This window comes from Peribacillus sp. NPDC097264 (assembly GCF_050277925.1).
GTDB lineage: Bacteria > Bacillota > Bacilli > Bacillales > DSM-1321 > Peribacillus.
The window spans coordinates 95,830-120,965 of record NZ_JBNNSR010000004.1 but is presented as its reverse complement, the minus strand read 5'-3'; the positions used below and the strand labels follow the sequence as shown (position 1 = coordinate 120,965).

The window sequence follows — 25,136 nt, the reverse complement described above, 5'->3', positions numbered from 1 at the left end:
TCACCAACTAATAGTAGTCCATTCGATAAGCGGGTACCTATCAAACTTACTTTTAATATAATCGTTATGCTTTATAAAATAAAGCGATTCGGCCGTCCAAACAGAATTACGAAGGAATTTAATTTGTTCCATGTCATTTTCCTCATACAAAAACATCCCCGTTATAAGTATATGGGTACCAACGAAGATGCTTTCCATTTATCGTTTTTTTGGTCGGGTCATAATAAACATCCCGATTTCATTAAAATCATTTATAGTTTTTCCAGTTAAGATCACTTTCACCCAACAGCTCTTCGAATGATTTATTTTTCTCACGCTGTTTTCTTTCTTGACGTTTCTTTTCTTCTTCTGCTGCTCTCTTCTCTTGTTCCGCATCGTTTAATTCTTTTTGTTTTTGGCGAAGCTGCGACATGATATCTTGATTGAGCATATCACCAAGTTTCAATGATGACGATGCTTCTTTATCTTGCTTTTTACTTTGATTTTGATTGCGCGGCTGTTTCTTTTTCATCCTTAAAACCCCCTGACATTATACATTATTATACCATGACTCCGGTTTTACCCGTGACGATTTCTTAACAGTATTTTCTTATTTTTCAACATGGTAAAATAAACTAAAAACAAGGAGGTTCACCATGAAAAAATGGGGTCTCGCAATTGCCGGCATCTTGACGTATATGGTCGGCATCGGTATTTATTTTTCTAATCGGCTCATGTACATGAAGAAGAAGGAAGATGATTTCATCAAATATCGTGAAGTCTTGGCTAAACGGTTCATTCAAGAGGATTTTGATACCCTGCCTAAAAGCGAAATCTGGGTACCTTCTCCATCTGGGTATTCCTTGAAATGCATGTTTATTGAACCGCATCCTACGAATAAGTGGATCATTATTGCTCACGGCGTGACAGAAAATAAAACGAACTCGATCAAGTACATGAACATTTTCCTTAAGCGTGGATTCAATGCGGTCATCTATGATCACCGTCGTCATGGAGACTCCGGTGGGAAAACAAGCAGCTATGGACATTATGAAAAATTCGACTTGAAAGCCGTGATTGACGAGTTAAAAAAACGTAAAGGTTCAGACCTTTTCTTCGGCATTCATGGTGAATCCATGGGGGCTGTGACCCTTCTTCTATATGCGGGCATGCTTGAAGATGGAGCAGATTTTTATATTGCCGATTGTCCATTTTCCAATTTTGAAAAGCAAATTCAACATCAAATCGGTATGGAAATCCCTTTTCCAACCTGGAGCATCTTTCCACTTGGGCGCATGTTCATCAAACTTCGTGATGGATATTGGACGAACGAAGTATCACCGATAGATTTCATTAGTACTATCGAAAAACCAGTGCTGTTCATTCATAGTGAACCTGATACTTTCATTCCCGCTTCCATGACACTTGAATTATATGAAGCAAAAAAAGGACCAAAACAACTTTACCTCGCAAAAAACGGGGCTCACGCACAATCATATAATGCTAATCCCAAGGAATATGAGGAACGGATCGACCAATTTCTCGAACAGCTTGTATTGAAATAGACAAAGGAAGAATCTCACGACTATCGGGATTCTCCCTTTGCTTTTTTTAGAGTTTATTAAAGTAACTCATCCTTGGATTCAAGATTTGATTCGGGCTTTTTAGCTGAAAGCAGTTTGCTTCGACCACAAAGTCTATTGTCATGATATCATCGAGAAAAATCATTTTAGATTTTTCGACATAAAGGGGAACTCCATTGGTCTCCACTTTTTGATTATCCTCCTCAAGCTCGTCAACGAGCCAAAGAGCTGTCACGCCACTTACTACGCAACCACAGCCATCTGTATCATATTTCAACTGTAAATGTCCTTCTTTTCCCTGTATTTTATCGGAAAGTTTTTCGGCTGCTCTATCTGTCCATACAATGTACATCTCATTTCCCCCTATTCGTTCCATTCCCCCATTATAAACGATGAAAGGACCCCTGTCCTTTTCCCGCACTCTTGTGCATCCATGGGGATAATCCCACCATTCTTATTCCATCAATCTTACATCCGCTATATGGGAAAGTTGAATATAATGTGGTTGCTGAAAATGGTCAATAATATGAAGTCTTTGCAAGCATTCATCATAATAATGAATGCTTCCGATTAAAAGCTGGTATCGGGTTCTGTCATAATAGGCAATCATGACCTCTCTACCTTCTTCCATCGCTTCCCCCATCACAGCATTCATTTCTTCAAACTGCTGTTCATCGAGAATGCGTCTTGCTTCATGGCTATCCTCCGCCACCCAATCCCGCAACATCTTCACATGTTCCGGTAGCATCATGGATGTCCATTTGATACGCCCCCGATCATGAATCATTCTTTTTCCTCCTCTGACGACTTTGTCAAGCCTTATGCCCGCCAAGCAATCCGCTTCTATAAACGGCCGTCCCGGCTTTCGTATACGAAACCGCGCGCAACAGTGATTTTGAACCATATTTATGTCGAATGCGGTCAACGGTATAACTCAATTCCCGCTTTTTCCACCGTGAAGCATCAAATAAAGTCAGCTGCATCTCATTATCATCCACAATATTCGAGAGTGTGACCGAAACGCTACGAACCGTTTTTTGCTTATGATAGTTTTCATGAAAAAGTTCAAGACAGACTTTATACAATTCCATTGTGATATTTGTCGGTTCCTCAATCGAACGGGAGCGATGAAACCCACCGCCAAACTCATCCTTACTATAACCAATGCTCAGACTGATCGTCCGTCCAGCCTTCCTATGGGTACGAGCCCTTCTTCCGACTTCCTCACAAATTTCTACCATAACCTGCTTGATCTCGTGTTCTTCCTTGTAATCACGGAGTAAAATCTGACTTTTACCAAAGCTGACCTGCCCCTCGATGATCGGCGCCCCGAGATCTGACAAATCGATTCCCCAGGCATGATGATAAAGCTGATTGCCCATAATCCCGAACTTCGCTTCAAGCAATTGAAGGTCATAATTGGCAAGTTGCCCGACAGTGAATATTCCCATGCCATGAAGGGTCTTTTCCACCCTCCTTCCTATCCCCCACATTTCACGAAGCGGAGAAATCGGCCAAAGCTTAGCTGGTACGTCTTCATATGTCCACTCAGCTATTCCTGTATGTTTGGCCTCGAGATCAAGAGAAAGCTTCGCCATCAGCATGTTCGGCCCAATCCCGATTGCACTTGGAATCTGTAATTCCCTTTCAATGTCATCTTTTATTTTCCTGGCAATATTCCAGGCATCCCCCCATAAAGAAGCCGCTCCATCAACTTTCAAAAAACTTTCGTCCACACTGTATACATGAATCGCTTCTTTTGGAACATAGCGGTGAAACAAGCGCGTAATCTCCGTCGAAACTCTCAAATAAGTGGCCATTTTGGGTTCAACGACTAGAATGCGTCGATCTTTCGGTATCTCAAACTTCCGGGAACCGGTTTTTATACCGAATTCCTTCTTTAGCTTTGGAGAAGCCGCAAGCACAATGCTCCCCTCCCTATTCTTATCACCCACCACTGCCAAATAACATTCGAGCGGGTCCAATCCATGCATGACCGCTGAGCAGCTAGCATAAAAACTTTTCATATCAATACACATAATTGATTGTTTCGGCATCATGCTATAATCCATTTTTTCTTCACCCTATACAGAATATACGTTCGTGTTTATATTATATCCCTCATTCTAAACGAATAAACGTTCGCATTCAATGGAAGTTTCATGACAAATTTCCACCTTTTTATGGGAACTTTTTAAATACCCATAAATACCCTTTAATTTAAAAGTAATCCATTATATCCAACTAGTTTTTATAAATATAATTAGTTGGTATCTTGCCCAAAAGGGGAACCGAGTCTTTTAACCCTTTTACTATTTAAGAAAAACGATTTCGCTGATTTTCACTAAGTATTACTACTTATTTTTTGTAATGAAAATGTAATCAAAAACTGGTTTGATTGTCACAATGGTATTGTAGGATAATATTGTTAAAGAAAAATAGAGAGATAGAGAGAGGAAATGAGATACATGAAGAAATGGATTGCCTCAGCTGCTGTTGCTTCTGCATTAATGCTGACGCCACTTCAGGCGTTTGCAAATATTGGAGATCAAACCCTCAGACCCGGAATGACACATAGTGATGTCAAACAACTACAGACCCTATTAAAAACTAAAGGTTATTTCACATATACTGGTTCATCGACTACTTACTACGGAACCTATTCAACAACTGCCGTAAAAAACTTTCAAAAAGCTAAAGGATTGACTGCCGATGGGATTGCAGGAAGAAATACCTTCAATGCGCTCGGTGTTTATAATATCAATAATACAAGCATGATTAATTATGCAAAAACATTGATAGGCTCGCCATACAAATGGGCTGGCACGACACCAGCAGGATTTGACTGTTCGGGGTTCATCTATTATGTATTCCAAAAATCACAAGGAATTACCCTACCACGGACAACATCCCAGCTTTATGCGAATACCGGATTGAAAGTATCAACGCCATCAAAAGGCGATCTTGTATTCTTTGATACTTCTTCTGGAAAGACGGGTGTTTCCCATGCTGGAATCTACATTGGAAACAATCAGTTCATTCATGCTTCCTCTTCTAAAGGAATTACCATCACCGATATGAATAACTCCTATTGGGCGCCAAAATACCTGGGTGCAAAAACTTTATAAAAAAACATAAGACTAAAACGAAGCAGGGCAGAATCTATTTGATTCTGCCCTGTTATTATTTTAGATATAAGATTTCTTCAGTAGAATCGTCTACGGTCACAGTAAATGATGCGTCCAAGTTGGAGCGATTCATCATTTCAATATTGTATACATGCTCGGAAGGGAAATGAATGATTTCAAGAACCATGAAACGCTGACTAGGAGCTTTAGTCACATGCTCAAGTGCAGCAGTTACGGCCTTTTGCTCTTCTAGACTCTCTTCATCCTTTAAAATCCGTATCAATTCTGCATCCGCTTTCGAAGGAAATGATTCTTCGACCTCTCCACCGTACCATGGTTTAACTTTCATCCCGATTGCCAAGTCTGAATAACTGAGCTTTGCCCCATGTTCATCTTGTATATACGTATGATTTTTCACCTTGTAATACGTCCCTTTTATCAGAATCCGCTTATCATCTAAATCTGTAATGAATCCTTCTTCTCCCTTGCCAATGGACTTATGGGGTTGCTCTTCAGAGAAGGATTGACAGCTTCCCAGAATGAAAAAAAGGAATAAAAAGATAAAAGACTTTCCCATAACGAGCTTCATACAAAATCCCTCCTATAAAACAGACGAATTTACCAATGAAATGGTTACATAAAATGGAAAGTTAATCCAAATAAATTCAAAAAAAAGGGAATGTCAGATGACACTCCCCTTAATTTCTTATTAAAATAGTAATCTTCACTTATATTTAGAAGTATCTATTTTTTAAAAAATGCTTTTTTCCCAACGGTCTCAGTGATTCTTGGAAACAAGGTATAAAACTTACTCACCATATTCATCCAGGCGGGCAGATTGACTTCCCGTTTATTAGTTAGCATGGCAGCAACGATTTTGGCTGCTACATCCTCAGGCTTAAGCATGAATTTCTTAATGCCCTTCATATATGTCCCGGATTCATCCGCTATAGTAAAAAAGTTGGTTTCGATTGGCCCAGGATTGACGGTGGTCACATGAATGTTGTCTTCCATCAATTCAAGCCGGAGAGCATTCGAATAACCAAGCACCGCGAATTTAGTGGCTGAATAAAGTGTGGACTTAGGTGTTGCAATTTTCCCTGCCTGTGACGCAATATTAATGATGTGGCCCGCTTGTTTGCGCTTCATATGTGGAAGCACAAACTTCGTACAGGCCATCAAGCCGATTACATTGACAGCAAACATCCCTTTACTCTCTTCTAAATCCGTATCAAGGACTTCTTTAAACGTGCCGTGCCCGGCATTATTGACCAACACATCCACGGTGCCGACCTGGTCGTGGATGTCAACGAAGACCCTTTCCACTTGTTCTGTATCGGAAACATCCAACTTCCATACAAAAACATCGACCCCGTATTGGCTGGTCAGGCTCTCCTTCAGAGTCTGCAATTTATCCAGGCTCCTTGCCAAAAGAACGAGTCTTGCCCCAAGTCGGGCAGATTGAATCGCAATTTCCTTTCCAATTCCTCCCGAAGCCCCGGTAATGACAATGACTTTCCTGCTTAATTTACTCAATAGATTATCCCCTTAGAAACTGTCGTCGCACTTGAATATAAAATGACACCCGATTGCATTTCCAATTCGATTTCACCCAAATCCTCCAGATAATCCAACTGACCGACCGTTTCCGAGAGTGTCAAGTCGACTTCCTGACGATAAACTTTTGGGAAGAGACGCTGACACACTTCAAATCCCGTTAAAGGTTTTTCTTGGAGCATGCTTTTCACCTGCATGGCCCGATTATGCTGTCGCTCAAATCTATATCGAATCAAATCGGACACTTTCTCTCCATCAATTTCTCCCCCATGTCCTGAATAAACCTTAGAAATCGGAAAGTCTAATAGTTTTTGAAGGGAGGCATTGTATTGAAGCAATGGCCGTTGACGAACGCCACCCACAATCAAGGGTGGCTCCATTAATGGATTAGGCGAAATTCTTGCAAGTAAGTGGTCTCCTGCAATCATTAAGCCGTCACTCTCCCGATAAAAGGAAACATGGCTTTGCGCATGACCAGGAGTCTCGATCACTCGCCATCCTGGAAGGCCCGGAAGTTCGTCACCCTCAGCCAAATGTGCTTGCATGTTCCTTTTACTAAGGAATTGGATTTCTTCTTTGTCATGGGTCAATCTATGTTTCAATTCTTCAGCCACGCCCAATTTCCCTGCAAAGTCTAGAAAGAAAGAATTATGGGTGTCAAGGAACTCATCGCTTAGAGTCAGCCACCGCTGATTGTTTTTATGACCATACACCGGGACTTTCTTATCGAAGAAATCGAGTGCACCAGCATGGTCTGGATGATGATGCGTCAAGATTATTTGTTCAATATCAGATAGTTGCAGCCCTAATTCCCCAAGTCCAGCATTCAGTGCCTCTTTTGATTGTACGGTTTTAACCCCCGTATCAATTAAAGTTAAGGCATCTCCTTTAACTATGTAAACATTTACATCGCCCACTGCAAACGGCGTCGGCAGAGAAAGCTTTGCGATATCCCCATTCCAATTCACCATGTCTATTTCCACCTTAATATTATATTTAAATAAGCTTATATATCCGTAAAATTTGGTATTTCCTTATTTTATTAGAAAACTGTGTATGTAATCACTATTTTACATATAATCCTGAACATTGTCATTATTTTCACATAATTAACGACTATATTTTAAGGCTCAGCATATATTACTATTGACAGAGTACTCATGCATCCTTCATAATCACAAGTAATTAAAGACGGCACGGCTATGATTGAGGCCAAGTAAATAATGGATGGCGTAAAGAGAGTGAAGTTCTTAAATGTGCTGAAAAGCTTCACCGTCCTCTCTATTATTGAACCTACCTTATGAGCCTTCAGTAAAACTGACGTTCATCCCACGTTAGCGGATTCAAGTGCAACTTCCTTTTTATTTTGTAGGAGTTGAACAAAGGTGGTACCACGGAAGCCAGACCTTTCGTCCTTTATTGGATGAGGGGTCTTTTTTATTTTATTTGGGAAAACTGACCGTTACTAGTATGCATTAAAGGAGTGAGTGAAATGAAAAAAATAGCTTTTATCGGGGCTGGATCAATGGCCGAAGCAATCATTTCCGGTTTGGTCACTCAGCAAGTAATAAACCCGGCTGACATTTTTGTGACCAACAAGAAAAATGATGAACGATTCACTTATCTAACAGAACAATATGGGGTTACCCCAACACGGTCTCTTCCGCAACTACTAGAGAATGCGAACATAGTAGTACTTGCAGTAAAGCCAAAAGATATTTTAACCACGATGCAATCCATAAAGGAATACATCCGGGAAGATATGCTAATCATTTCCGTTGTGGCAGGGGTCCATACGGTAAGCCTTGAAGGGATTGCAGCCAAACCGGTCGCCATCGTAAGGGCTATGCCTAATACATCGGCAGCCGTCGGACAGTCAGCCACTGCCCTGTCGGCCAATGCACATACAACTGAATCGCAATTGCAGACGGCCATCACACTATTCGAAACGGTGGGCTCGGTTGCCATCGTCGAAGAAACACAGCTTGATGCCGTAACGGGCTTATCCGGAAGCGGTCCCGCTTATATTTATTATCTGGTCGAGGCTCTGGAAAGATCCGCGGAATCCATTGGCCTTGATGCCGTAACAGCAAAGCAATTAATCCTTCAGACATTAACCGGTGCAGCCGAAATGCTGCAGAAATCGCCAAAAACACCAGCGGTACTGCGAAAAGAAGTCACTTCACCGGGAGGGACCACGGAAGCTGGCCTGAAAGCACTTCAAGCCCATCAGGTACAAGAAGCATTTATCTCCTGTGTTCAAGATGCCACCGAGCAATCCAAGCGAATGGGAGATCAAATCAGTAAAGAGCTGGCTAAATATGTAGTTCCCCAATAATAATAAGTAAACAGGCTGTTGACTCCCAAATGGGAGTTAACAGCCTATTGTGTCTAAATGGCCATGACTAAGATAACGAAGAGAACCTGTCATCCATTCTTCCTGATTAATTAACCCATATTTCAAATGGAATATTTCTAAATCGCCTTCCCGCTTATCCAGCTTACTTGGCAAATACGTTTTCCCCATCAAAATGATTATATTACGTCGGGAAGAACACCCACTGGAAATACGACGGTACCGGTAAATAAAATCGACATGGCAGCAAAAACAGGTAGGAAATCCACTATCTTTGGCGAATCAGTACTTGTTTTGTCAACGGCAAAGGAATCGCTTCTTTTATCTAGAATTCTACAACCAAAAGGAGGGGAATCTAGATGAATACAAGTGCAGTTGCCAAGTTATTGAACGTTTCTCATAGTACCATTCAACGCTGGGTTACCCAATTGAACATGGAAGTAGAACGGAATCAGCTAGGTCATTACCAGTTTTCGGAGGAGGATATTGACTTATTGAGGAAAATCCAAGACCAGCTGAACGAGGGAGTGGTCTTACAAAAGGTGAGCATTTCAGAAAAGAAGACCAGAAAGGCCACTGTTAAACAACCTATTGAGTCGGAAAAAGGACAAGATCACCTAAACGAAAGAGTCTCCAGGCTCGAAAAAAGTCTGAAAACAAAAGCGGATGACGTTGTTTCCTATCAACTATTACAGCATAGAAGTGAAATGGAAGACATGCATAAGCTCGTCACTAAACTTGAAGCCCGTATTGAAGCATTAGAAGCGGCCACCATTCCACCAGCAGATTTTTATCTCGCTACCGAAGAAGCTGCCGCCGCTAAAAAAACAAAGAAAAAGTCCTTCATGAGAAACTTTTTTGGAACCAAAAAAGATGACAATTCTCCTTGGAGCACAGCTGATAGCGATTAAGCAGGAGGACCTTGCATTCTCTCCGAACGTCCACTGTCCTCTGCAGTCAACCCGTTCTCTTGGCCTTCCGTAAGGCGAGACTCAGTCACTCGATAGTAAACCCTTCCGATTCCGCCGAAAAAAGAGGCCTCGGTCCAAGGTCATTCACCTTGAGCGCTAGGCCTCTTTCACTTTATATCAACACCGCACGGTCATTTAGCATTTTTTCACCCTTGATACGCTGGAATTCATTCAAGAGCTTATCAACAGTCAGTGCCTGTTTTCTCGGGCCTCTTGCCTCGAAAATGATTTGGCCTTTATCCATCATGATTAAAGAATCACCAAGATCGATGGCCTGCTGCATATTGTGAGTCACCATCAATGTAGTTAACCGGTTCTTTTCAACAATTTCCTTCGTCAGGCTTGTAACAAGCTCTGCCCTGGATGGATCGAGAGCAGCTGTATGTTCATCGAGAAGCAGGATTTTCGGATCGGTGAAGGTCGCCATCAATAACGATAATGCCTGACGCTCCCCTCCCGATAATAACCCCACTTTTGCATTCATCCGATTTTCCAATCCTAAATGGAGTGTACTCAGGCTATCGTTAAAAAGCTCTTTCCGTCTTTTCGTTACCCCAAAGCCAAGACCCCTTCGATTCGTCCTGCCATACGCGATGGCCATATTTTCTTCAATGGTCATGTGCGGGGCCGTTCCGAGCATGGGGTCCTGGAAAACCCGCCCAATCATTTTCGCCCGCTTATATTCTTCAATCGATGATACATTTTGGCCATCAATGATGACATCACCAGCATCGGGAAGGGTCTTACCGGAAATCATATTCATCAACGTGGACTTCCCAGCACCATTACTGCCTATGACCGTTACAAATTCACCTTTTGACAGCTGTAAATCCAGATTGCCAAGGGCAAGCTTTTCATCCGGAGTCCCTTCATTGAAGACCTTATAGATCTGATTTAGCTGCAGCAAATTCCTCTTCCCCCTTTGTAGACTCAATACGGCGCAGTTGCAATTCTTTGAGTCTTTTTTTCTTACGACCTTTTTCTTTTTGTTTTTCGGAAATTTGCGGGATGACTAAGGCACCGATTACAATAAGCGCAGTGATTAATTTCACATCACCCGTATCAAGGAATTTTACACGTAGCGCCAATGTAACGACGATACGATATATGATGGCTCCCCCAATGACAGCTAGCGTGGCGCGTACAATCGTTTTTGCGCCAAATAACGCTTCCCCGATGATGACGGAGGCCAGACCGATTACGATGATCCCGATTCCCATCCCAATATCGCTAAAACCATTGTACTGGGCAACTAAAGCACCAGAGAAAGCAACTAGGGCATTCCCGATGGCAAGGCCTAATATCTTCATATTCCCTGTATGAGCGGAAAAACTCTTGACCATCGCTTCATTGTCACCAGTTGCCCGAAGCGCAAGGCCTACATCCGTTTTTAAAAAGGCGGACATCCCCATTTGAATCATTACTACTACAATAAACATGACAATGAGAATGCCCCATGTTTTTGGCAAACTATCACCAAGGCCAATGATTGAAAAAATCCCATTAAACATTTGATCCAAACCAGTATGAGACCATGCTTCTGAGATGTTCGTGATAATCGTCGTTTGAGAAAGCAAGGGAATGTTCGAAGCCCCCATGATCCTTAAGTTAATGGAAAAGAGCGCAATCATCATTAAAATACCGGCAAGAAGCGGATTTATCTTCCCTTTTGTATGCAGCAGCCCTGTCATCGTCCCTGCCACAAATCCGGCAAGCATGGCGCAAAACGTGGCCATAATCGGCGAGAAACCATTGACGATCATAATAGCGGCGACAGAAGCTCCTGTCACGAAGCTACCTTCGACCGTCATGTCCGGGAAATCGAGAATTCTGAATGTCAAATAGACTCCAAGTGCCATGATCGCATAGATCATTCCAGATTCAAAAGAGTTAAATATGGCTGTTGGCATTTTTATCTTCCTTCCCTGGAATAACGCAAAAGCTTATTTAACAAACTCAGCATTTGCTTTCCATTCTTCTTTTATTTCAACACCCATTTCCTTTGCAGCTGTTTCATTAATCACCAATTTTAGTTTTTGAGGATATTGAACCGCGATATCACCTGGTTTTTTATCATCTTTTAATATTTCTACCGCTTTCTGGCCTGCTTCGTAGCCAATATCATAGTAACTGAAGCCATATGCTGCGAAACCGCCTGCATTCACGGAATCAAGTTCCCCGACAAATAAGGGGATATCCTGGTCATTCGCTACCGAAATCACCGATTCTAACGCTGAAACTACTGTATTATCCGTAATGATATAGAAAGCATCCGCTTTTCCAATCAACGATTCCGTTGCCTGCTTAACTTCGGCTGAAGTCGAGACGGATGCTTCCACGACCTTCAAGCCCGCTTTTTTTGCCTCCGCTTTCACGTTTTTAATTTGAACGACTGAATTTTGTTCGCCCGTATTGTAAACCGTCCCGATTGTTTTCGCTCCAAGCTCTTCTGCCAGGAACTTCATGGAATTTTTGATGGCATCCGGATGAGAATCGGTCGTACCTGTCACATTTCCACCTGGTTTCTCCATGGACGTAACAAGTTCCGCAGCTACTGGATCAGTTACAGAAGTGAAGACGATTGGAATATCTTTAGTCGCATTCAATGAACTTAAAGCGCTTGGCGTCGAGTTAGCAAAAATCAAATCCACTTTATCCCCGACAAAGTTATTCGCTATCGTCTGGCTGTTGTTTTGATCGCCCTGAGCAATTTGGAGATCATATTTTGCTTTAATGTCACTATCCTTCAAAGCAGCCTGAAACCCTTCATATGCTTGATCCAAAGAATCGTGCTGAACGATTTGTGTCACTCCGACTTTGAAAGCATCCTTATCACTTTCGTTTTTTGCCGAGTCTTTCTCGTTTTCATTTCCACACCCTGTAAGTAAAATTCCAGTAATCAAGGTCAAGGCTGCCGTTGAATATAATCTCTTTTTCATAATGTTCCTCCGCTTTTCTCTTTTTTAAAAATTCTGTCTCTCTAACGAAGTCAACTTTTCCGCTTTTATGTACTAAATTATAATCGTTTACTGCCACTATTCCAATATATTTTTTAAATTTTTAGAATTTTACGATTACATTTATGAAGTAATAAAAAAGCTACTGTATAAAGTTGTATAAACTTTATACAGTAGCTGGCTCTTCTTAATTATCGACGACCTGGTTTACGATAGTGGTAACCGTTGACCGATCGATTTTTTCTTTTCCTTCTTTTAACGCCTTCAAAGTAGCTTTAGCCAATTCCAAAGGAATTTTACAGAAATGGACAATATCCTTTGTCTCGATGTCTTCGATGTACCTATCCGCCAATTCAAGATTATATTCTGTATGGCTCAGCATCTCTTTGAAGCCCCATCCATTCGGATAAAAATTCACGCCGCGTTCTGCATCTTCTTCACGGTTCCGTAGGATGTTGACCGTTTGTAGGCCCTGTCCAAATGCAATGGCAAGATTGCGATCCGTATCTGTTCCATCATACCATTTCCAAATATCAGAGAGCATCACCCCAACTAAACCAGCGACATAATAGGTATACTCATCAAGCTCTTCCTTATCATGTATTAGCCAATTCTTCGAAACCCACTTCGCCATGCCTTCAGCCATTTCCTTGGTAGACTCAAGGACCTTACCAAGCACACCTGGAGGACAATAATCCATCCAATCTCCAAGTTGCAAGGTCACTTCCGGAAGCACATCCTTATATGGTTCAAAAACATCCTGGATGTCCTCTTTACGATAATCGGTTTTCAATAGGCTGCTAACAGCCTGCAATAGGGCGATTTTATCTTCGGCACCTAGATTCGGGTGGTCTTCAATTTCATCAATGGCCCGCATGCAAAGATATGCCGAACCAATGGCTTCCTGTAATCCTGATGGCAAGTAACTAATAGGGATAAAAAAAGTACGACTTGTTTTCAAAAGAAAATCCATCGCCTTGTTATGTAAATTATTTTGTTCAGTCATTTTTTCACCCTCCTTATATCCAATAAGCAATTGAACTATTATACCAAATAATCGTAATGATTTCCCTATTCTTGTACATATAAAGGGATTTTAATCGACAATAAATCTTCTGCCATGGTTGTATTCGAAAGGATTGCACTGCTTTCCTCTTTTAACCGTTCTGCATCCTCAAGAGTATAGCGTGAGGAGATATGTGTTAAAACAAGGTGCTTAACCCCCGCTTTTTTGGCAGTTTCAGCCGCTTGTATAGTAGTTGAATGGAAATAGGCCGTTGCCAATTCCGTTTCTTCCGCAGAAAAGGTTGCTTCATGGATGAGATAATCAGCTGAGTCGGCAAGGACGAGAGCATTGTAGCAAACCCTAGTATCACCAAGTATCGTAATAATTCTGCCCTTCTGTGGTGCACTAAGATAGTCTTTCCCATTAATGGTCCGGCCATCTTCAAGACGGACCGATTCCCCATTTTTCAATGCTTTATAAAGGGGACCCGGTGGCACTCCTTGTTTACGCAACTGGTCAACCAGTAAACTCCCCTGCCGATCTTTTTCCACGATTCGGTAACCGACACTATAAATGCCATGATCAAGTTCCAGGGCCGTCACGGTAAACTGGTCATCTTCGAATATGACGCCTTCCTCAATTTCAATGATTTCCAATGGATATTTCAAATGAGTGGCACTCACTTGTAAACTCGTCGTGATATAAGCATCAATGCCTTTTGGGCCGTACACCGTCAATTTTTCGACTCCACCCTGAAAAGACCTGCTGCTTAAAAGACCAGGAAGACCAAAGATGTGGTCACCATGCAAATGCGTTATGAAAATCTTTTCAATTTTACGTGGTTTAACCGCCGTTTTTAAAATTTGATGCTGTGTCGCTTCCCCGCAATCAAAAAGCCATACTTTTCCCCGTTCTTCTAATAATTGAAGGGCGATTGCCGTCACATTGCGCGCCTTTGCCGGAACACCAGCACCCGTTCCTAAAAAAACAAAATCCACATTCCTACCTCCGTTGCAAAAACTTTATACCTTACTATAGCATAACAGAGGCCCTGATTCATTTTTCAACTTTTAAAATTCGGTCTCTTTGAAGATTTTAATGAAATTACGAAAAAATGCGCAAATAGATTGCTTTGAGGGAAAGCTAACCGTAAAATTAAGAATTAGTACATATCCAACTTTAAGACAGAAATTACAGAAAGTTGAGGTTCTAACATGACAGAAAATAAACCTACAGCATTAATCATGATTTTTGGCGCTACCGGAGATTTAGCGAAACGAAAGCTGTTTCCTTCGATATATCGACTATTCCAAAAGGAAAAAATCAATAAATTCGCAGTGGTGGGTGTCGCCAGAAGGCCATTAACCAATACTGAGTTTCAAGCAAGTGTAAAAGACTCCATCCTGACATTTGGACATGCGGAGGAAAAGGTCGATGAATTCGTTTCCCATTTCCACTATCATTCACATGATGTAACTAGTTCAGAGTCCTATTTACAATTAAAGCAGGTTGCTGATAATTTAGACGGCCAGTATGATCTGGAAGGCAATCGTATCTTTTATTTAGCGATGGCACCGGAGTTTTTCGGAACCATTGCCGAACAGGTAAAAGCCCAAGGCTTGACCGATACCAAGGGTTACAAACGCCTTGTCATCGAAAAGCCATTTGGGCACAGTTTTGAAACAGCACAAATCTTGAATGAGCAAATACGTACCGCATTTGCTGAAGATGAAATTTATCGAATCGACCATTACCTGGGCAAAGAAATGGTACAAAACATTGAAGTCATCCGTTTTTCCAATGCCTTATTCGAACCACTATGGAATAACCGTTATATTTCCAACATCCAAGTTACTTCAAGTGAAACACTTGGGGTCGAGGAACGTGGGCGTTATTATGAAACGAGTGGCGCCTTACGGGACATGGTCCAAAACCATTTATTGCAAATGGTCGCCCTGCTTGCCATGGAACCTCCGATTGCCTTGACTACCGAAGAAGTCCGCAGCGAAAAGGTCCGAGCATTACGGTCACTCCGACAAATGAAAGTGGACGAAGTCAAAGAATATTTCGTCCGTGGTCAATATGGCTCAGGTACGGTAGGGGAACAAACACTCCCTGCTTATCGTGATGAATTGAATGTCGATCCTGAATCTAATACAGAAACCTATGTTGCGGGTAAATTGATGATTGATAACTTCCGCTGGGCGGGTGTTCCTTTTTATATCCGTACTGGTAAAAGAATGGATGTAAAATCAACGAAAATCGTTGTTCAATTTAAAGACATTCCAATGAATCTCTATTACAAAACCGAAGAAACCTTGCAACCAAACCTTCTTGTCATCCATATCCAACCTGAAGAGGGTATTTCCCTTTACTTAAATGTGAAGAAATCGGGAACGACGATGAATACGAAGCCAGTGAAATTGACGGTTTCCAACAAAGGAATCGAACATATCAATTCACCTGAAGCTTACGAAAAGCTTTTATTTGATAGCATGCGTGGAGATGCCACAAACTTTACACATTGGGATGAGGTCGCACTTTCTTGGAAATTTGTCGATACCATTTCGAATGCCTGGGAAAATACGAAAGAAGCATCTTTCCCCAATTATGAAGCGGGTTCGACAGGACCAAAAGCATCCGATGAGCTTTTAGCAGAAGATGGACATGTTTGGTGGCAAATCGAAAAAGAAAAAAGAAAAAATCAGTAAACTAATAAGAGGATGCAGTGAACCTGCATCCTCTTCTCTATTTTATGAGGCACTCTTTTTGATGATTTTCTCTCGAATGGCATGGATAAAATCCTTCGATTCTGAATCTGTTCCATGATTAAGCCAAAAAGTCACACTTGATTCAATAACCACAAAAAATAAAACAAGGGCTACGATCATCCAGATGAAGTGCATCAATTCAACCACTCCTTTTCTTGCTTCACTATACGCTCATCATCCCATACATTTTATACAGGTACATAAACTGTTAAAGATGGTTGCTATAAATCTTACTACTTTCGGCATAAAAAAGAAATATACAAAGTACCCATTTTTTCATTGAGTTCAGTTTATTATTTCATCTCTCCTTTTTCCATATAGCCGAATGATACCGTCCAGCTGTGGTAACAATATAAATGGTGTTCTTTATCTGAATACCACTACTAACCGATGCGGAGGGATTTTACGATGGATGTTCGTGAAGGATTAATTCCAACAGCGTTAGGAACTGCCGTAACTGCTGCAGGTTATGCCATGAAGCAGAACCGTGGCTCAAACAAGATGGTCGCTAATACGGTTTTTGGTTTCGGATTGGCACATGTTGTATTAGGGGTCATTGACCTTGTTGAGCATCGACGTTAGTAGAAGAAGGGAGCACACTTGTGCTTCCTTCTTTTTAAGTTGTCGAATAAAAAAACTGGCTAAAATAGAATGTCTATTCCAGCCAGTTTTTTTGATTATTTGTCCATCCATTCAGTGTGGAAGGTACCTTCTTTATCGATCCGTTCATACGTATGTGCTCCAAAGTAATCGCGTTGAGCTTGAATTAAATTGGCCGGAAGCGTTTCTGTACGGTAGCTATCGAAATAAGCGAGTGCAGAAGACAAGCAAGGAACTGGAATGCCGTTCAACACAGCGGTAGAGACCACTTCACGCAAAGCTCCTTGATAATTTTCGGCAATTTCTTGGAAATAAGGATCTAGAAGCAAGTTGTTCAAGTTTGCCTCGCGATCATATGCATCTTTGATTTTTTGCAGGAACTGAGCACGGATGATGCAGCCCCCACGGAAAATCATCGCGATGTCCCCATATTGAAGGTTCCAGTTATTCTCTTCAGATGCAGCCTTCATTTGAGCGAAGCCTTGTGCATACGAACAAATTTTACTCATATAAAGCGCTTTGCGAATGCTTTCAATCAAAGCCTTTTTATCGCCGGTAAATTTAGCTTCCGGACCGCTGAGGACCTTGCTTGCTTCTACCCGCTCTTCTTTTATGGCTGAAATGTATCGTGCAAAAACGGATTCCGTTATGATTGGAAGTGGTACACCAAGATCCAGTGCACTTTGGCTCGTCCATTTACCTGTACCTTTTTGGCCAGCTTTATCTAAAATGACATCGACCATGGGCTTACCTGTCTCTTCATCATAGCGTTTGAAAATGTCAGCAGTGATTTCAATAAGATAGCTATCCAACTCTCCCTTATTCCATTCAGTGAACACCTCATGAAATTCTTCAGCGGACAGACCCAGAAGATTTTTCAAAAGGAAATAAGATTCCGAAATCAGCTGCATATCACCATACTCAATTCCATTATGCACCATCTTCACATAATGTCCGGCACCACCTGGTCCGATATATGTACAACATGCATCCCCATCAACCTTGGCAGAAATATCCTTCAAGATCGGCGCTACCAAATCATATGCTTCCTTCTGCCCGCTTGGCATGATGGAAGGACCAGTCAGGGCTCCTTCTTCCCCTCCTGAGACACCAGTTCCAATGAAATGAATACCAAGTTCACTCAATTCCTCATTGCGGCGCTGCGTGTCCTTGTAGAACGTATTCCCGCCATCAATGACGATGTCCCCTTTTTCAAGAAGCGGCTTAAGTTGATCAATGGTTGCATCCGTAGCGGCACCCGCTTTTACCATCAATAGAATTTTTCTTGGTGTTTGAAGCGAATTCACGAATTCTTCAAGCGTATATGCCGGTACTACATTTTTGCCTTTCGCTTCTTCCATCATTTCGTCCGTCTTTGCAGCGGAACGATTATACACGGAAATTGAATACCCTCTGCTTTCGATATTAAATGCAAGGTTCTTACCCATTACAGCAAGTCCGATAACGCCAATTTGTTGTTTTGTCATGATTACCTTCCCTTCATTTGGATGTATGTCACCTTAGTCCATTTTTACTTCTGGTTCGCTCAAAAAAGTCTTTGCTAAAACTGGTATTCGTACCAATTGACCGTTCTTTCAAAGTAAGGCCCTTTTTAATAATATTTTCTCCATACTTATTTTGCAAGTGTTCCATCACTTCGTATAAAGGTTCTTTGTCAGCATCCTCTTCAAAGGAAAAGATATCGAGTTGTTTGAATGCAGATTCTTTTTCAATGACATCATAAGCCGTTACACCTAACAGGCGAATGGCCTCTCCATTCCAGTTCTTCAAAAACAGCTCAGTAGCCCAATCCAAAATATCCGTTTTTTCAAAAAATGGATTGGAAACCATCTTACTTCTTGTAATGGTCCTCCGATCTTTATAACGGATGGTCACTCCAATCTTCTGACCTAGCAAACGTTTATTCTTCAAACGTACTGCAACTTTTTCCGAAAGCTTCTCCAATACCCCGACCAGCTCTCTTTGATTGGTAGTATCCTTAGGCAGGGTTGTCGAGTTCCCAATGCTTTTATGGTCAAAAATGGCCTCTGGATCAACAAGTCGAGAATCCATTCCGTTAGCCCGTTCCTTCAAACGGATGCCATTTATCCCTAGCAACTGTTTTAACTGGGTTTCGTTGGCCTTGGCCAGGTCTCCGATTGTCTGGATACCGATTGTCTGGAGTTTTTCTGCCGTTTTACCGCCAATCCCATGCATCTCCACCACCTGTAAGGGCCAGAGAACCTTAGGAACATCTCTTTTCCTTAGAACCGTGATGCCCATCGGCTTTTTCATATCCGATGCTGTTTTAGCCAAAAATTTATTTGGGGCAATGCCAATGCTACAAGGGAGATCCATTGTATTATATATACGCTCTTGAATACTTTTGGCAATTTCCAAAGGTGAACCCCATTCTGCACACCCACTGATATCCAGATACCCTTCATCGATGGAAACAGGTTCAACTATTACCGTATACTGACGCAATACTTCAAATATGGCGAGGGAAGCCTTTCGATATCGATCGAAATTCGGCTTTTTAATGATTAATTGAGGGCATAGTTTTTTGGCCTGCCAAATGGGCATGGTCGTTTTAACCCCATACTTTCTGGCTTCATAACTACAGGTAACGATGATTCCCTTTCTTTCTTCAACATTACCGGCAATCGCTAATGGCTTCCCTTTCAATGATTCATCATAGGACATTTCCACAGATGCATAGAAACTATTCATGTCTACATGGAGAATGACCTTTCCATTTTTAGGATACATATCCTTCATGTGACTGTCACATCCTTGTTGGTACAAATCTCAGGAAATTGGGTCCATATAAACTAAATCTTCTTCATTAAGATACCCCAATCTAACCTTGATAACCATTGAAGTAGTGCTTCATTCTAAGAAAAACAGTCATCATATTACTGATGACTGTACATATATTCCTGTAGCCCTTTTATGTCAACTAAAGATGAACGAGTTTTTGGGATCATTATTAATGTGACAAGTGACTTCCAATATTCGCTACACACTACCTATATTGGGTTTTTTGTGGCTAACAAGCCAATTTACGATATTCTCGGGGAAAATGGCTTCATCCATCTTCGCGTAATTATTCTGCGGAAACTTCCTGAATGATACTGATGACCATTTCAGCCAACTTTGTCAATTCTTCCACTGGAATTCTTTCATTCGTTGTATGAATGTCTTCATAGCCGACTGCTAGATTAACCGTAGGAATGCCAAATCCAGCAATTACATTTGCATCACTACCGCCGCCGCTTTTCACCAATTCGCATGGACGGCCAATTTTCTCTGCCGCTTTTCTTGCAACTTCCACCACATGGTCACCTGCTCCATATTTAAAGCCTGGATACATGACATTGACTTTCACTTCGGCCCGTCCGCCCATTTCGATGGCAGCAGTCTCGAAAGCTTCTTTCATTCTTGCTACTTGTTTTTCCATTTTTTCAGGAACCAATGATCTTGCTTCTGATAAAATTTCCACATGATCACAAACGATATTCGTTTGTTGTCCACCTTGGAAACGTCCGATATTGGCTGTCGTTTCATCATCAATGCGGCCTAAAGGCATTCTTGAAATGGCTTTGGCAGCAATCGTAATGGCAGAAACCCCTTTTTCAGGAGCTACGCCAGCATGGGCAGTCTTGCCTAAAATGGTTGCGGCTACCTTTGCTTGAGTAGGGGCAGCAACGACGATATTCCCAACTTTACCATCACTGTCAAGAGCAAAGCCGTATTTTGCAGTTACAAGAGAACGATCTAGAGCTTTTGCTCCTACTAACCCTGATTCTTCACCAACGGTAATGATGAACTCAATTGTTCCGTGCTCAATATTCTGCTCCTTAATCACTTTCAACGTTTCTAACATAACAGATAAACCTGCTTTGTCATCTGCCCCTAGAATTGTCGTTCCATCTGACACTATGTATCCATCTTTAATAGACGGTTTGATACCGTTACCTGGTACGACCGTATCCATATGTGATGTGAAATAAATGGTATCTACGCCAGGTTTCGTGCCTTTCAGCGTACAAATTAAATTACCAGCCCCATGACCTGTAACAGACATTGTATCATCTTCAAAAACATCCACGCCAAGTGCCGTGAACTTTTCTTTTAAAACTTTAGCTATTGCTGCTTCATTTTTAGTTTCTGAATCAATTTGCACCAATTCAAAGAATTCACTAACTAACCGTTCTTCATTAATCATCATTTAAACCTCCATAAAAGTAATCCTTTATAAGTATATCTCTAAAGCCGTTACCCGGCAAATAATCCGATAGGAAGATCTCCTTTCAATAAAAACATATAAAAGCAAAAAAAGGAGCCTGGTTTCAGGCTCCCCTCATACTGGTACTTACAACGGAATATTCCCGTGTTTTTTCCAGGGACGGGTTTCTTTTTTATTACGTAGCATTTCAAGCGATTGGATGATTTTAATTCTTGTTTCACGAGGGTCAATAACATCATCAACCATTCCAAGACTTGCCGCTACATATGGATTTGCAAACTTTTCACGATATTCCTCAATTTTCTCTGCACGTGTGGCTTCAGGATTCTCACTATTTTTAATTTCACGGGCAAATATGATGTTTGCAGCTCCAGCTGATCCCATCACCGCAATTTCAGCATTTGGCCAAGCAAACGTAAGGTCTGCCCCGATGGATTTACTATTGAGGGCCACATAAGCACCACCATAGGCTTTACGGAGTATGATCGTTAACTTTGGCACAGTTGCTTCTGAATAGGCATATAAAAGTTTCGCACCATGGCGGATGATCCCACCATGTTCTTGTTTAACGCCAGGGAAAAATCCAGAAACATCTTCAAAAGTGATCAATGGTATATTGAATGAATCACAGAATCGTATGAACCTGGCAGCTTTATCAGATGAATCAATATCGAGTCCACCAGCCAACACTTTAGGCTGGTTACAAATAAGTCCCACTGATTTTCCTTTAATGCGTGCTAGACCAACCACGATATTCTTCGCAAACCCTGCTTGCACTTCCATAAATGAATCCTCGTCGACAATTTGATTGACCACTTTTCGGACATCGTATGGACGAATGCCTTCATATGGGACAACATCCGTTAGATCTGGACGATAGTCGTCTTCATCTGTCGCTTCAAGAGCCGGTGGCTTTTCTTGGTTGTTTTGCGGGAGATAGCTTAAAAGACGTTTAACATCAGCTAAAACCTCTTCCTCCGAAGCACCCATGAAATGAGCATTACCACTGACCGTGTTATGTACCTTCGCTCCACCTAATCCTTCAGATGAAATTTTTTCCCCTGTCACCGTTTCGATAACTTTCGGTCCTGTAATGAACATCTGGCTTGTTTTCTCAACCATGAAAACAAAATCCGTAATGGCTGGTGAATAAACCGCGCCACCTGCACATGGACCTAATATGACAGAAATCTGAGGGATCACACCAGAATATATCGAATTACGATAGAAAATTTGACCGTATCCATCAAGGGAGACAACCCCTTCCTGAATCCGAGCTCCGCCAGAATCGTTCAACCCGATGAAGGGAGCACCATTTTCCGCAGCCAAATCCATAACATTGGCAATTTTCAGAGCATGCATTTCTCCGAGCGCCCCACCAAATACTGTAAAGTCTTGAGAGAACAGGTAAATGTCACGACCATTGACTTTCCCATAACCAGTTACTACTCCTTCTCCCGGTCCTTCTGCTTTTTCCATGCCAAAATTGGTGTTCCGGTGTTTGATAAAGGGATTCAGCTCAACGAAGGTACCCTCATCCACTAGAAGTTCGATTCTTTCCCTCGCCGTTAGTTTTCCTTTTTCGTGTTGCTTTTCAATTCTATCTTCCCCTCCGCCCATTTCTACCTTTCGGCGTCGATCGTACAAGTCATTGATAGTTTCATAGATATCAGTCATTTTTGCTCCTCCTTTAATTCAGTTCTTTCACATAGCTCATATAGGACACCCGACGTCGATTTAGGATGGATAAAAGCGACATCTGCGTGATGTGCCCCTTTTCTTGAAGTCTCATCAATCATACGAAGACCGGATTCTTTTATTTCCTGGATTCGATCCTCTATTTGCTCTACACCCAAAGCCACATGGTGAATCCCTTCACCCCGTTTTTCAATGAATTTAGCGACGGCACTATCAGGAGATAACGCTTCCAATAACTCTAAACGAGTATTCCCTGCTAGGATAAATGCCACTTTAACGCCTTGGCTCTCAACCGTTTCTATTCCTTCAAGCTTCAATTTCAATGTTTCAGTGTAAAGCGGCAAGGCTTCATGTATTGATTTAACCGCAATCCCGATATGATCAATATTCTTAATCATTTTACTATTCCCCCATATTATGTACTATTTTCACTCTATTGAATTTTCTATCAATTCATTATGTAACTATATCATTCTTTTGAATAATGAGAATATTGCACTTTTGCTTGTTTCTCCTATATGTTCAAGTTAAAATGAAAATAATCATACTGTTTGAGGAGAGAACATAATGAAAAATAAAAAAGTAAGAAAAGTTGTTGTCTATCTCATGCTTATCTCGATGTTATTGACGACCTTACTATCAGGCATCGCATTTTTATTGTAATAGGCTGCAGGAGGGGAGCTAAAAGCTTCCCTCTTTCTTATTTGATAGCCCCTATATTTCTGGCTAACGTGTTGAAACTTTCATTTGATAGAGTTATTAGAACCTTTGTCCCAATCGGAACCTTGTCATATAACCGCTCTACATCCGGTTTATGCATCCTCACACAACCATTGGAAATGTATTTCCCGATTGAGGATGGTTGATTGGTTCCATGTATCCCATAAATCCTGCCATCTGTATTCCTGGCATCAAAACCAATCCATCTTGACCCAAGCGGATTTCTGGGATCTCCACCAGGGATATTCTTTTTTCGATAGTAAGGATTAACCGCTTTTACTTTGACGGTAAATAACCCTTCAGGCGTCAATTCCTGACTCTTGCCTGTTCCGACTGGAAGTATCTCTTGTACCACGTTGTCGTCAATGAAAGCCAGTTTATTATTCGCTTTATTGATAATAATGAATGGCTCTCCGTGATTTACGGTTTGAGCAAGGGCCTGAGATGGTACAGCTGACAAGACAAGCAATAACAATAAAGAAAGGATTCGTTTCATTTCTATCAGTTCCTTTACTTTTTTGCTTAGTTTAAGCCAACGGCCTCTTTTTCATTCTATTATGACTCTCCTTAGGGAATCCCTTGAAAGAATGCTTAAGCAATAAATAGCGTTCCATTTCCTTCATAAGCTGCAATAAAGCTGCACGTGATTCAAACTCTTCCCGGGTTTGAGGAAGTTCCATCCCCTTAAAAAACTCTTCCATTTCCTCAAGTTTCCTCAAGTAAAGGATCGCCGTATTTTGAGGATGAACATTTTCAGCCAAATCCTCTATAAAGTCTGCCAATATACCGCTTTGCTTCACTCTTAAAGGAATATTTGTGACCAAAGGGAGAATCCTCTCAATAATTTCGAATTGCTTTTCCCTCATTTTGAAATAATGATAATGGAGATCTTCTTCCCGAAGAAAATGATTCTCCACATCCCTAAAGGCAAGACTTTTGGCTTCATTAAGAAGATTTGCTGTTTTTGTAATTTCCTTTCCATCCCATGTATGGTCATTATCCCGTAAATAGCGGACAACTGCCATTAAGATAGCACTAAAATTCATCTCAATTCTATCCTGGTAAGCAATTAATTTTTTTTCCACACTAGGCATGTATAGATTCATGATAAGTGCCACACCCACTCCAACGACAATCAAAATCGTTTCATTGACGAGCAGTGCAATAGTAATCTTTCCAGAGCCATAGAGATGTAGGATGATGACACTGCTTGTAACTATTCCCTGGCTAACATTCAAGGCAACTGTAGTCGGGATGAAGATGAGAAGGATTAGCCCGATTACAAGGGGATGGAAAGCTATACCCTGAAACAGTAAAGTAGAATAAAGCATTGCGATCATACAAGCCAAAAATCGATGCCAGGAGGCAAATACCGATTTCCTTTTTGTAACCTGTATACATAAAATCGTTATGATGCCAGCAGAAGAGAAATTATTCAAACCCAGCAATTGTGCAATAATAATTGCGATGGATGCCCCCATAGCAGTTTTAATCGTTCTATACCCGATTTTGAACATTGTTATGTATCACCCTGCTTCTTTCACTTCTATTATAATAC

Annotated in this window: 28 protein-coding genes; 7 read left to right on the top strand and 21 right to left on the bottom strand. The window is 41.3% G+C overall.

Translation table 11 applies throughout. The annotated features are described in order from the left end of the window. Positions 1-247 precede the first annotated feature (247 nt). Positions 248-511: a YqkE family protein gene (locus ACQKL0_RS07645; protein WP_402986133.1), complete on the bottom strand. Its 264-nt coding sequence runs from the start codon at positions 509-511 to the stop codon at positions 248-250. A gap of 124 nt (positions 512-635) precedes the next feature. On the opposite strand from ACQKL0_RS07645, the gene ACQKL0_RS07640 reads away from it, so the two are divergent. Then, complete coding sequence (locus ACQKL0_RS07640; protein ID WP_427686871.1) at positions 636-1,544, top strand: alpha/beta hydrolase; 909 nt, start codon at positions 636-638, stop codon at positions 1,542-1,544. A gap of 46 nt (positions 1,545-1,590) precedes the next feature. On the opposite strand, the gene ACQKL0_RS07635 is transcribed toward ACQKL0_RS07640, so the two are convergent. The 3 genes from ACQKL0_RS07635 to ACQKL0_RS07625 all read right to left on the bottom strand — a co-directional run bounded on the left by ACQKL0_RS07635 (position 1,591) and on the right by ACQKL0_RS07625 (position 3,634). Continuing rightward, positions 1,591-1,914, bottom strand: coding sequence for an iron-sulfur cluster biosynthesis family protein (locus tag ACQKL0_RS07635; protein WP_427686869.1), 324 nt, complete (start codon positions 1,912-1,914; stop codon positions 1,591-1,593). A gap of 102 nt (positions 1,915-2,016) precedes the next feature. Beyond that, positions 2,017-2,349 (bottom strand): YolD-like family protein, encoded by a 333-nt coding sequence (locus ACQKL0_RS07630; RefSeq protein WP_402956615.1) that lies wholly within the window; start codon positions 2,347-2,349, stop codon positions 2,017-2,019. A gap of 25 nt (positions 2,350-2,374) precedes the next feature. After that, on the bottom strand, positions 2,375-3,634 hold the full coding sequence (locus ACQKL0_RS07625) for a Y-family DNA polymerase (RefSeq protein ID WP_402869326.1): 1,260 nt from the start codon (positions 3,632-3,634) through the stop codon (positions 2,375-2,377). Between the two features lie 396 nt (positions 3,635-4,030). Between ACQKL0_RS07625 and ACQKL0_RS07620 the strand changes: the two genes are divergently transcribed. Beyond that, complete coding sequence (locus ACQKL0_RS07620) at positions 4,031-4,690, top strand: NlpC/P60 family protein (protein WP_427686866.1); 660 nt, start codon at positions 4,031-4,033, stop codon at positions 4,688-4,690. Positions 4,691-4,745: 55 nt separating this feature from the next. Here ACQKL0_RS07620 and ACQKL0_RS07615 read toward each other — a convergent pair whose 3' ends face one another. The 3 genes from ACQKL0_RS07615 to ACQKL0_RS07605 all read right to left on the bottom strand — a co-directional run bounded on the left by ACQKL0_RS07615 (position 4,746) and on the right by ACQKL0_RS07605 (position 7,218). Continuing rightward, positions 4,746-5,279, bottom strand: a complete 534-nt coding sequence (locus tag ACQKL0_RS07615; RefSeq protein ID WP_402869330.1) for a DUF3221 domain-containing protein — start codon at positions 5,277-5,279, stop codon at positions 4,746-4,748. A gap of 155 nt (positions 5,280-5,434) precedes the next feature. Further along, on the bottom strand, positions 5,435-6,226 hold the full coding sequence (locus tag ACQKL0_RS07610) for an SDR family NAD(P)-dependent oxidoreductase (protein WP_402986143.1): 792 nt from the start codon (positions 6,224-6,226) through the stop codon (positions 5,435-5,437). After that, positions 6,223-7,218, bottom strand: coding sequence for an MBL fold metallo-hydrolase (locus tag ACQKL0_RS07605; protein ID WP_402869333.1), 996 nt, complete (start codon positions 7,216-7,218; stop codon positions 6,223-6,225). The genes ACQKL0_RS07610 and ACQKL0_RS07605 overlap by 4 nt, the downstream gene beginning before the upstream one ends. Positions 7,219-7,739: 521 nt before the next feature. Here ACQKL0_RS07605 and proC point away from each other — a divergent pair. Further along, a complete protein-coding gene (proC, locus tag ACQKL0_RS07600; RefSeq protein WP_402986145.1) occupies positions 7,740-8,585 on the top strand; it encodes a pyrroline-5-carboxylate reductase in 846 nt (281 codons plus the stop codon). Between the two features lie 36 nt (positions 8,586-8,621). On the opposite strand, the gene ACQKL0_RS07595 is transcribed toward proC, so the two are convergent. Then, on the bottom strand, positions 8,622-8,759 hold the full coding sequence (locus ACQKL0_RS07595; protein WP_427650660.1) for a hypothetical protein: 138 nt from the start codon (positions 8,757-8,759) through the stop codon (positions 8,622-8,624). A 203-nt stretch (positions 8,760-8,962) separates the two neighbouring features. On the opposite strand from ACQKL0_RS07595, the gene ACQKL0_RS07590 reads away from it, so the two are divergent. Further along, the gene (locus ACQKL0_RS07590) at positions 8,963-9,514 is read left to right on the top strand and encodes a MerR family transcriptional regulator (protein ID WP_402956605.1); all 552 of its coding nucleotides are present in this window, start codon (positions 8,963-8,965) and stop codon (positions 9,512-9,514) included. 172 nt (positions 9,515-9,686) lie between these two features. Here the strand turns inward: ACQKL0_RS07590 and ACQKL0_RS07585 are convergent, their stop codons facing one another. The 5 genes from ACQKL0_RS07585 to rnz all read right to left on the bottom strand — a co-directional run bounded on the left by ACQKL0_RS07585 (position 9,687) and on the right by rnz (position 14,535). Further along, positions 9,687-10,481 carry an ABC transporter ATP-binding protein gene (locus tag ACQKL0_RS07585; RefSeq protein ID WP_427686864.1) on the bottom strand — a complete coding sequence of 265 codons (795 nt, stop codon included), beginning with the start codon at positions 10,479-10,481 and terminating at the stop codon, positions 9,687-9,689. Next, entirely contained in the window at positions 10,456-11,484 is a 1,029-nt protein-coding gene (locus ACQKL0_RS07580) for an ABC transporter permease (RefSeq protein WP_427650661.1), read from the bottom strand. Before ACQKL0_RS07580 ends, ACQKL0_RS07585 begins: the two co-directional genes overlap by 26 nt. A 33-nt stretch (positions 11,485-11,517) precedes the next feature. Next, on the bottom strand, positions 11,518-12,513 hold the full coding sequence (locus tag ACQKL0_RS07575; protein WP_427686862.1) for an ABC transporter substrate-binding protein: 996 nt from the start codon (positions 12,511-12,513) through the stop codon (positions 11,518-11,520). A gap of 205 nt (positions 12,514-12,718) precedes the next feature. Next, the gene (locus ACQKL0_RS07570; protein WP_427686860.1) at positions 12,719-13,537 is read right to left on the bottom strand and encodes a squalene/phytoene synthase family protein; all 819 of its coding nucleotides are present in this window, start codon (positions 13,535-13,537) and stop codon (positions 12,719-12,721) included. Between the two features lie 65 nt (positions 13,538-13,602). Next, entirely contained in the window at positions 13,603-14,535 is a 933-nt protein-coding gene (rnz, locus tag ACQKL0_RS07565; protein WP_427686859.1) for a ribonuclease Z, read from the bottom strand. Between the two features lie 216 nt (positions 14,536-14,751). Here rnz and zwf point away from each other — a divergent pair, with 216 nt between their 5' ends. After that, positions 14,752-16,248, top strand: a complete 1,497-nt coding sequence (gene zwf, locus ACQKL0_RS07560; RefSeq protein ID WP_427686857.1) for a glucose-6-phosphate dehydrogenase — start codon at positions 14,752-14,754, stop codon at positions 16,246-16,248. A 42-nt stretch (positions 16,249-16,290) separates the two neighbouring features. Here zwf and ACQKL0_RS07555 read toward each other — a convergent pair whose 3' ends face one another. Next, complete coding sequence (locus ACQKL0_RS07555; protein ID WP_402986157.1) at positions 16,291-16,446, bottom strand: hypothetical protein; 156 nt, start codon at positions 16,444-16,446, stop codon at positions 16,291-16,293. 270 nt (positions 16,447-16,716) lie between these two features. On the opposite strand from ACQKL0_RS07555, the gene ACQKL0_RS07550 reads away from it, so the two are divergent. Next, positions 16,717-16,890, top strand: coding sequence for an asparagine synthase (locus ACQKL0_RS07550; RefSeq protein WP_402956599.1), 174 nt, complete (start codon positions 16,717-16,719; stop codon positions 16,888-16,890). Between the two features lie 95 nt (positions 16,891-16,985). Here ACQKL0_RS07550 and gndA read toward each other — a convergent pair whose 3' ends face one another. The 5 genes from gndA to mce form a co-directional block, all read right to left on the bottom strand. Next, positions 16,986-18,395 carry an NADP-dependent phosphogluconate dehydrogenase gene (gndA, locus tag ACQKL0_RS07545; protein WP_402869354.1) on the bottom strand — a complete coding sequence of 470 codons (1,410 nt, stop codon included), beginning with the start codon at positions 18,393-18,395 and terminating at the stop codon, positions 16,986-16,988. Between the two features lie 28 nt (positions 18,396-18,423). After that, the gene (locus ACQKL0_RS07540; RefSeq protein ID WP_427686855.1) at positions 18,424-19,689 is read right to left on the bottom strand and encodes a DNA polymerase IV; all 1,266 of its coding nucleotides are present in this window, start codon (positions 19,687-19,689) and stop codon (positions 18,424-18,426) included. A 328-nt stretch (positions 19,690-20,017) separates the two neighbouring features. After that, complete coding sequence (locus ACQKL0_RS07535; RefSeq protein WP_402956969.1) at positions 20,018-21,139, bottom strand: tripeptidase T; 1,122 nt, start codon at positions 21,137-21,139, stop codon at positions 20,018-20,020. Between the two features lie 147 nt (positions 21,140-21,286). Further along, positions 21,287-22,837 carry an acyl-CoA carboxylase subunit beta gene (locus ACQKL0_RS07530; protein ID WP_402869359.1) on the bottom strand — a complete coding sequence of 517 codons (1,551 nt, stop codon included), beginning with the start codon at positions 22,835-22,837 and terminating at the stop codon, positions 21,287-21,289. After that, complete coding sequence (gene mce / locus ACQKL0_RS07525; protein ID WP_427686853.1) at positions 22,834-23,256, bottom strand: methylmalonyl-CoA epimerase; 423 nt, start codon at positions 23,254-23,256, stop codon at positions 22,834-22,836. Before mce ends, ACQKL0_RS07530 begins: the two co-directional genes overlap by 4 nt. 169 nt (positions 23,257-23,425) lie before the next feature. Between mce and prli42 the strand changes: the two genes are divergently transcribed. Then, the gene (gene prli42 / locus ACQKL0_RS07520; RefSeq protein WP_402869363.1) at positions 23,426-23,521 is read left to right on the top strand and encodes a stressosome-associated protein Prli42; all 96 of its coding nucleotides are present in this window, start codon (positions 23,426-23,428) and stop codon (positions 23,519-23,521) included. 37 nt (positions 23,522-23,558) lie between these two features. Here prli42 and ACQKL0_RS07515 read toward each other — a convergent pair whose 3' ends face one another. Both ACQKL0_RS07515 and ACQKL0_RS07510 read right to left on the bottom strand, forming a co-directional pair. After that, entirely contained in the window at positions 23,559-24,074 is a 516-nt protein-coding gene (locus ACQKL0_RS07515; RefSeq protein WP_402869365.1) for a L,D-transpeptidase, read from the bottom strand. 31 nt (positions 24,075-24,105) lie between these two features. After that, on the bottom strand, positions 24,106-25,095 hold the full coding sequence (locus tag ACQKL0_RS07510) for an aromatic acid exporter family protein (protein WP_402986171.1): 990 nt from the start codon (positions 25,093-25,095) through the stop codon (positions 24,106-24,108). Between the last annotated feature and the right edge of the window lie 41 nt (positions 25,096-25,136).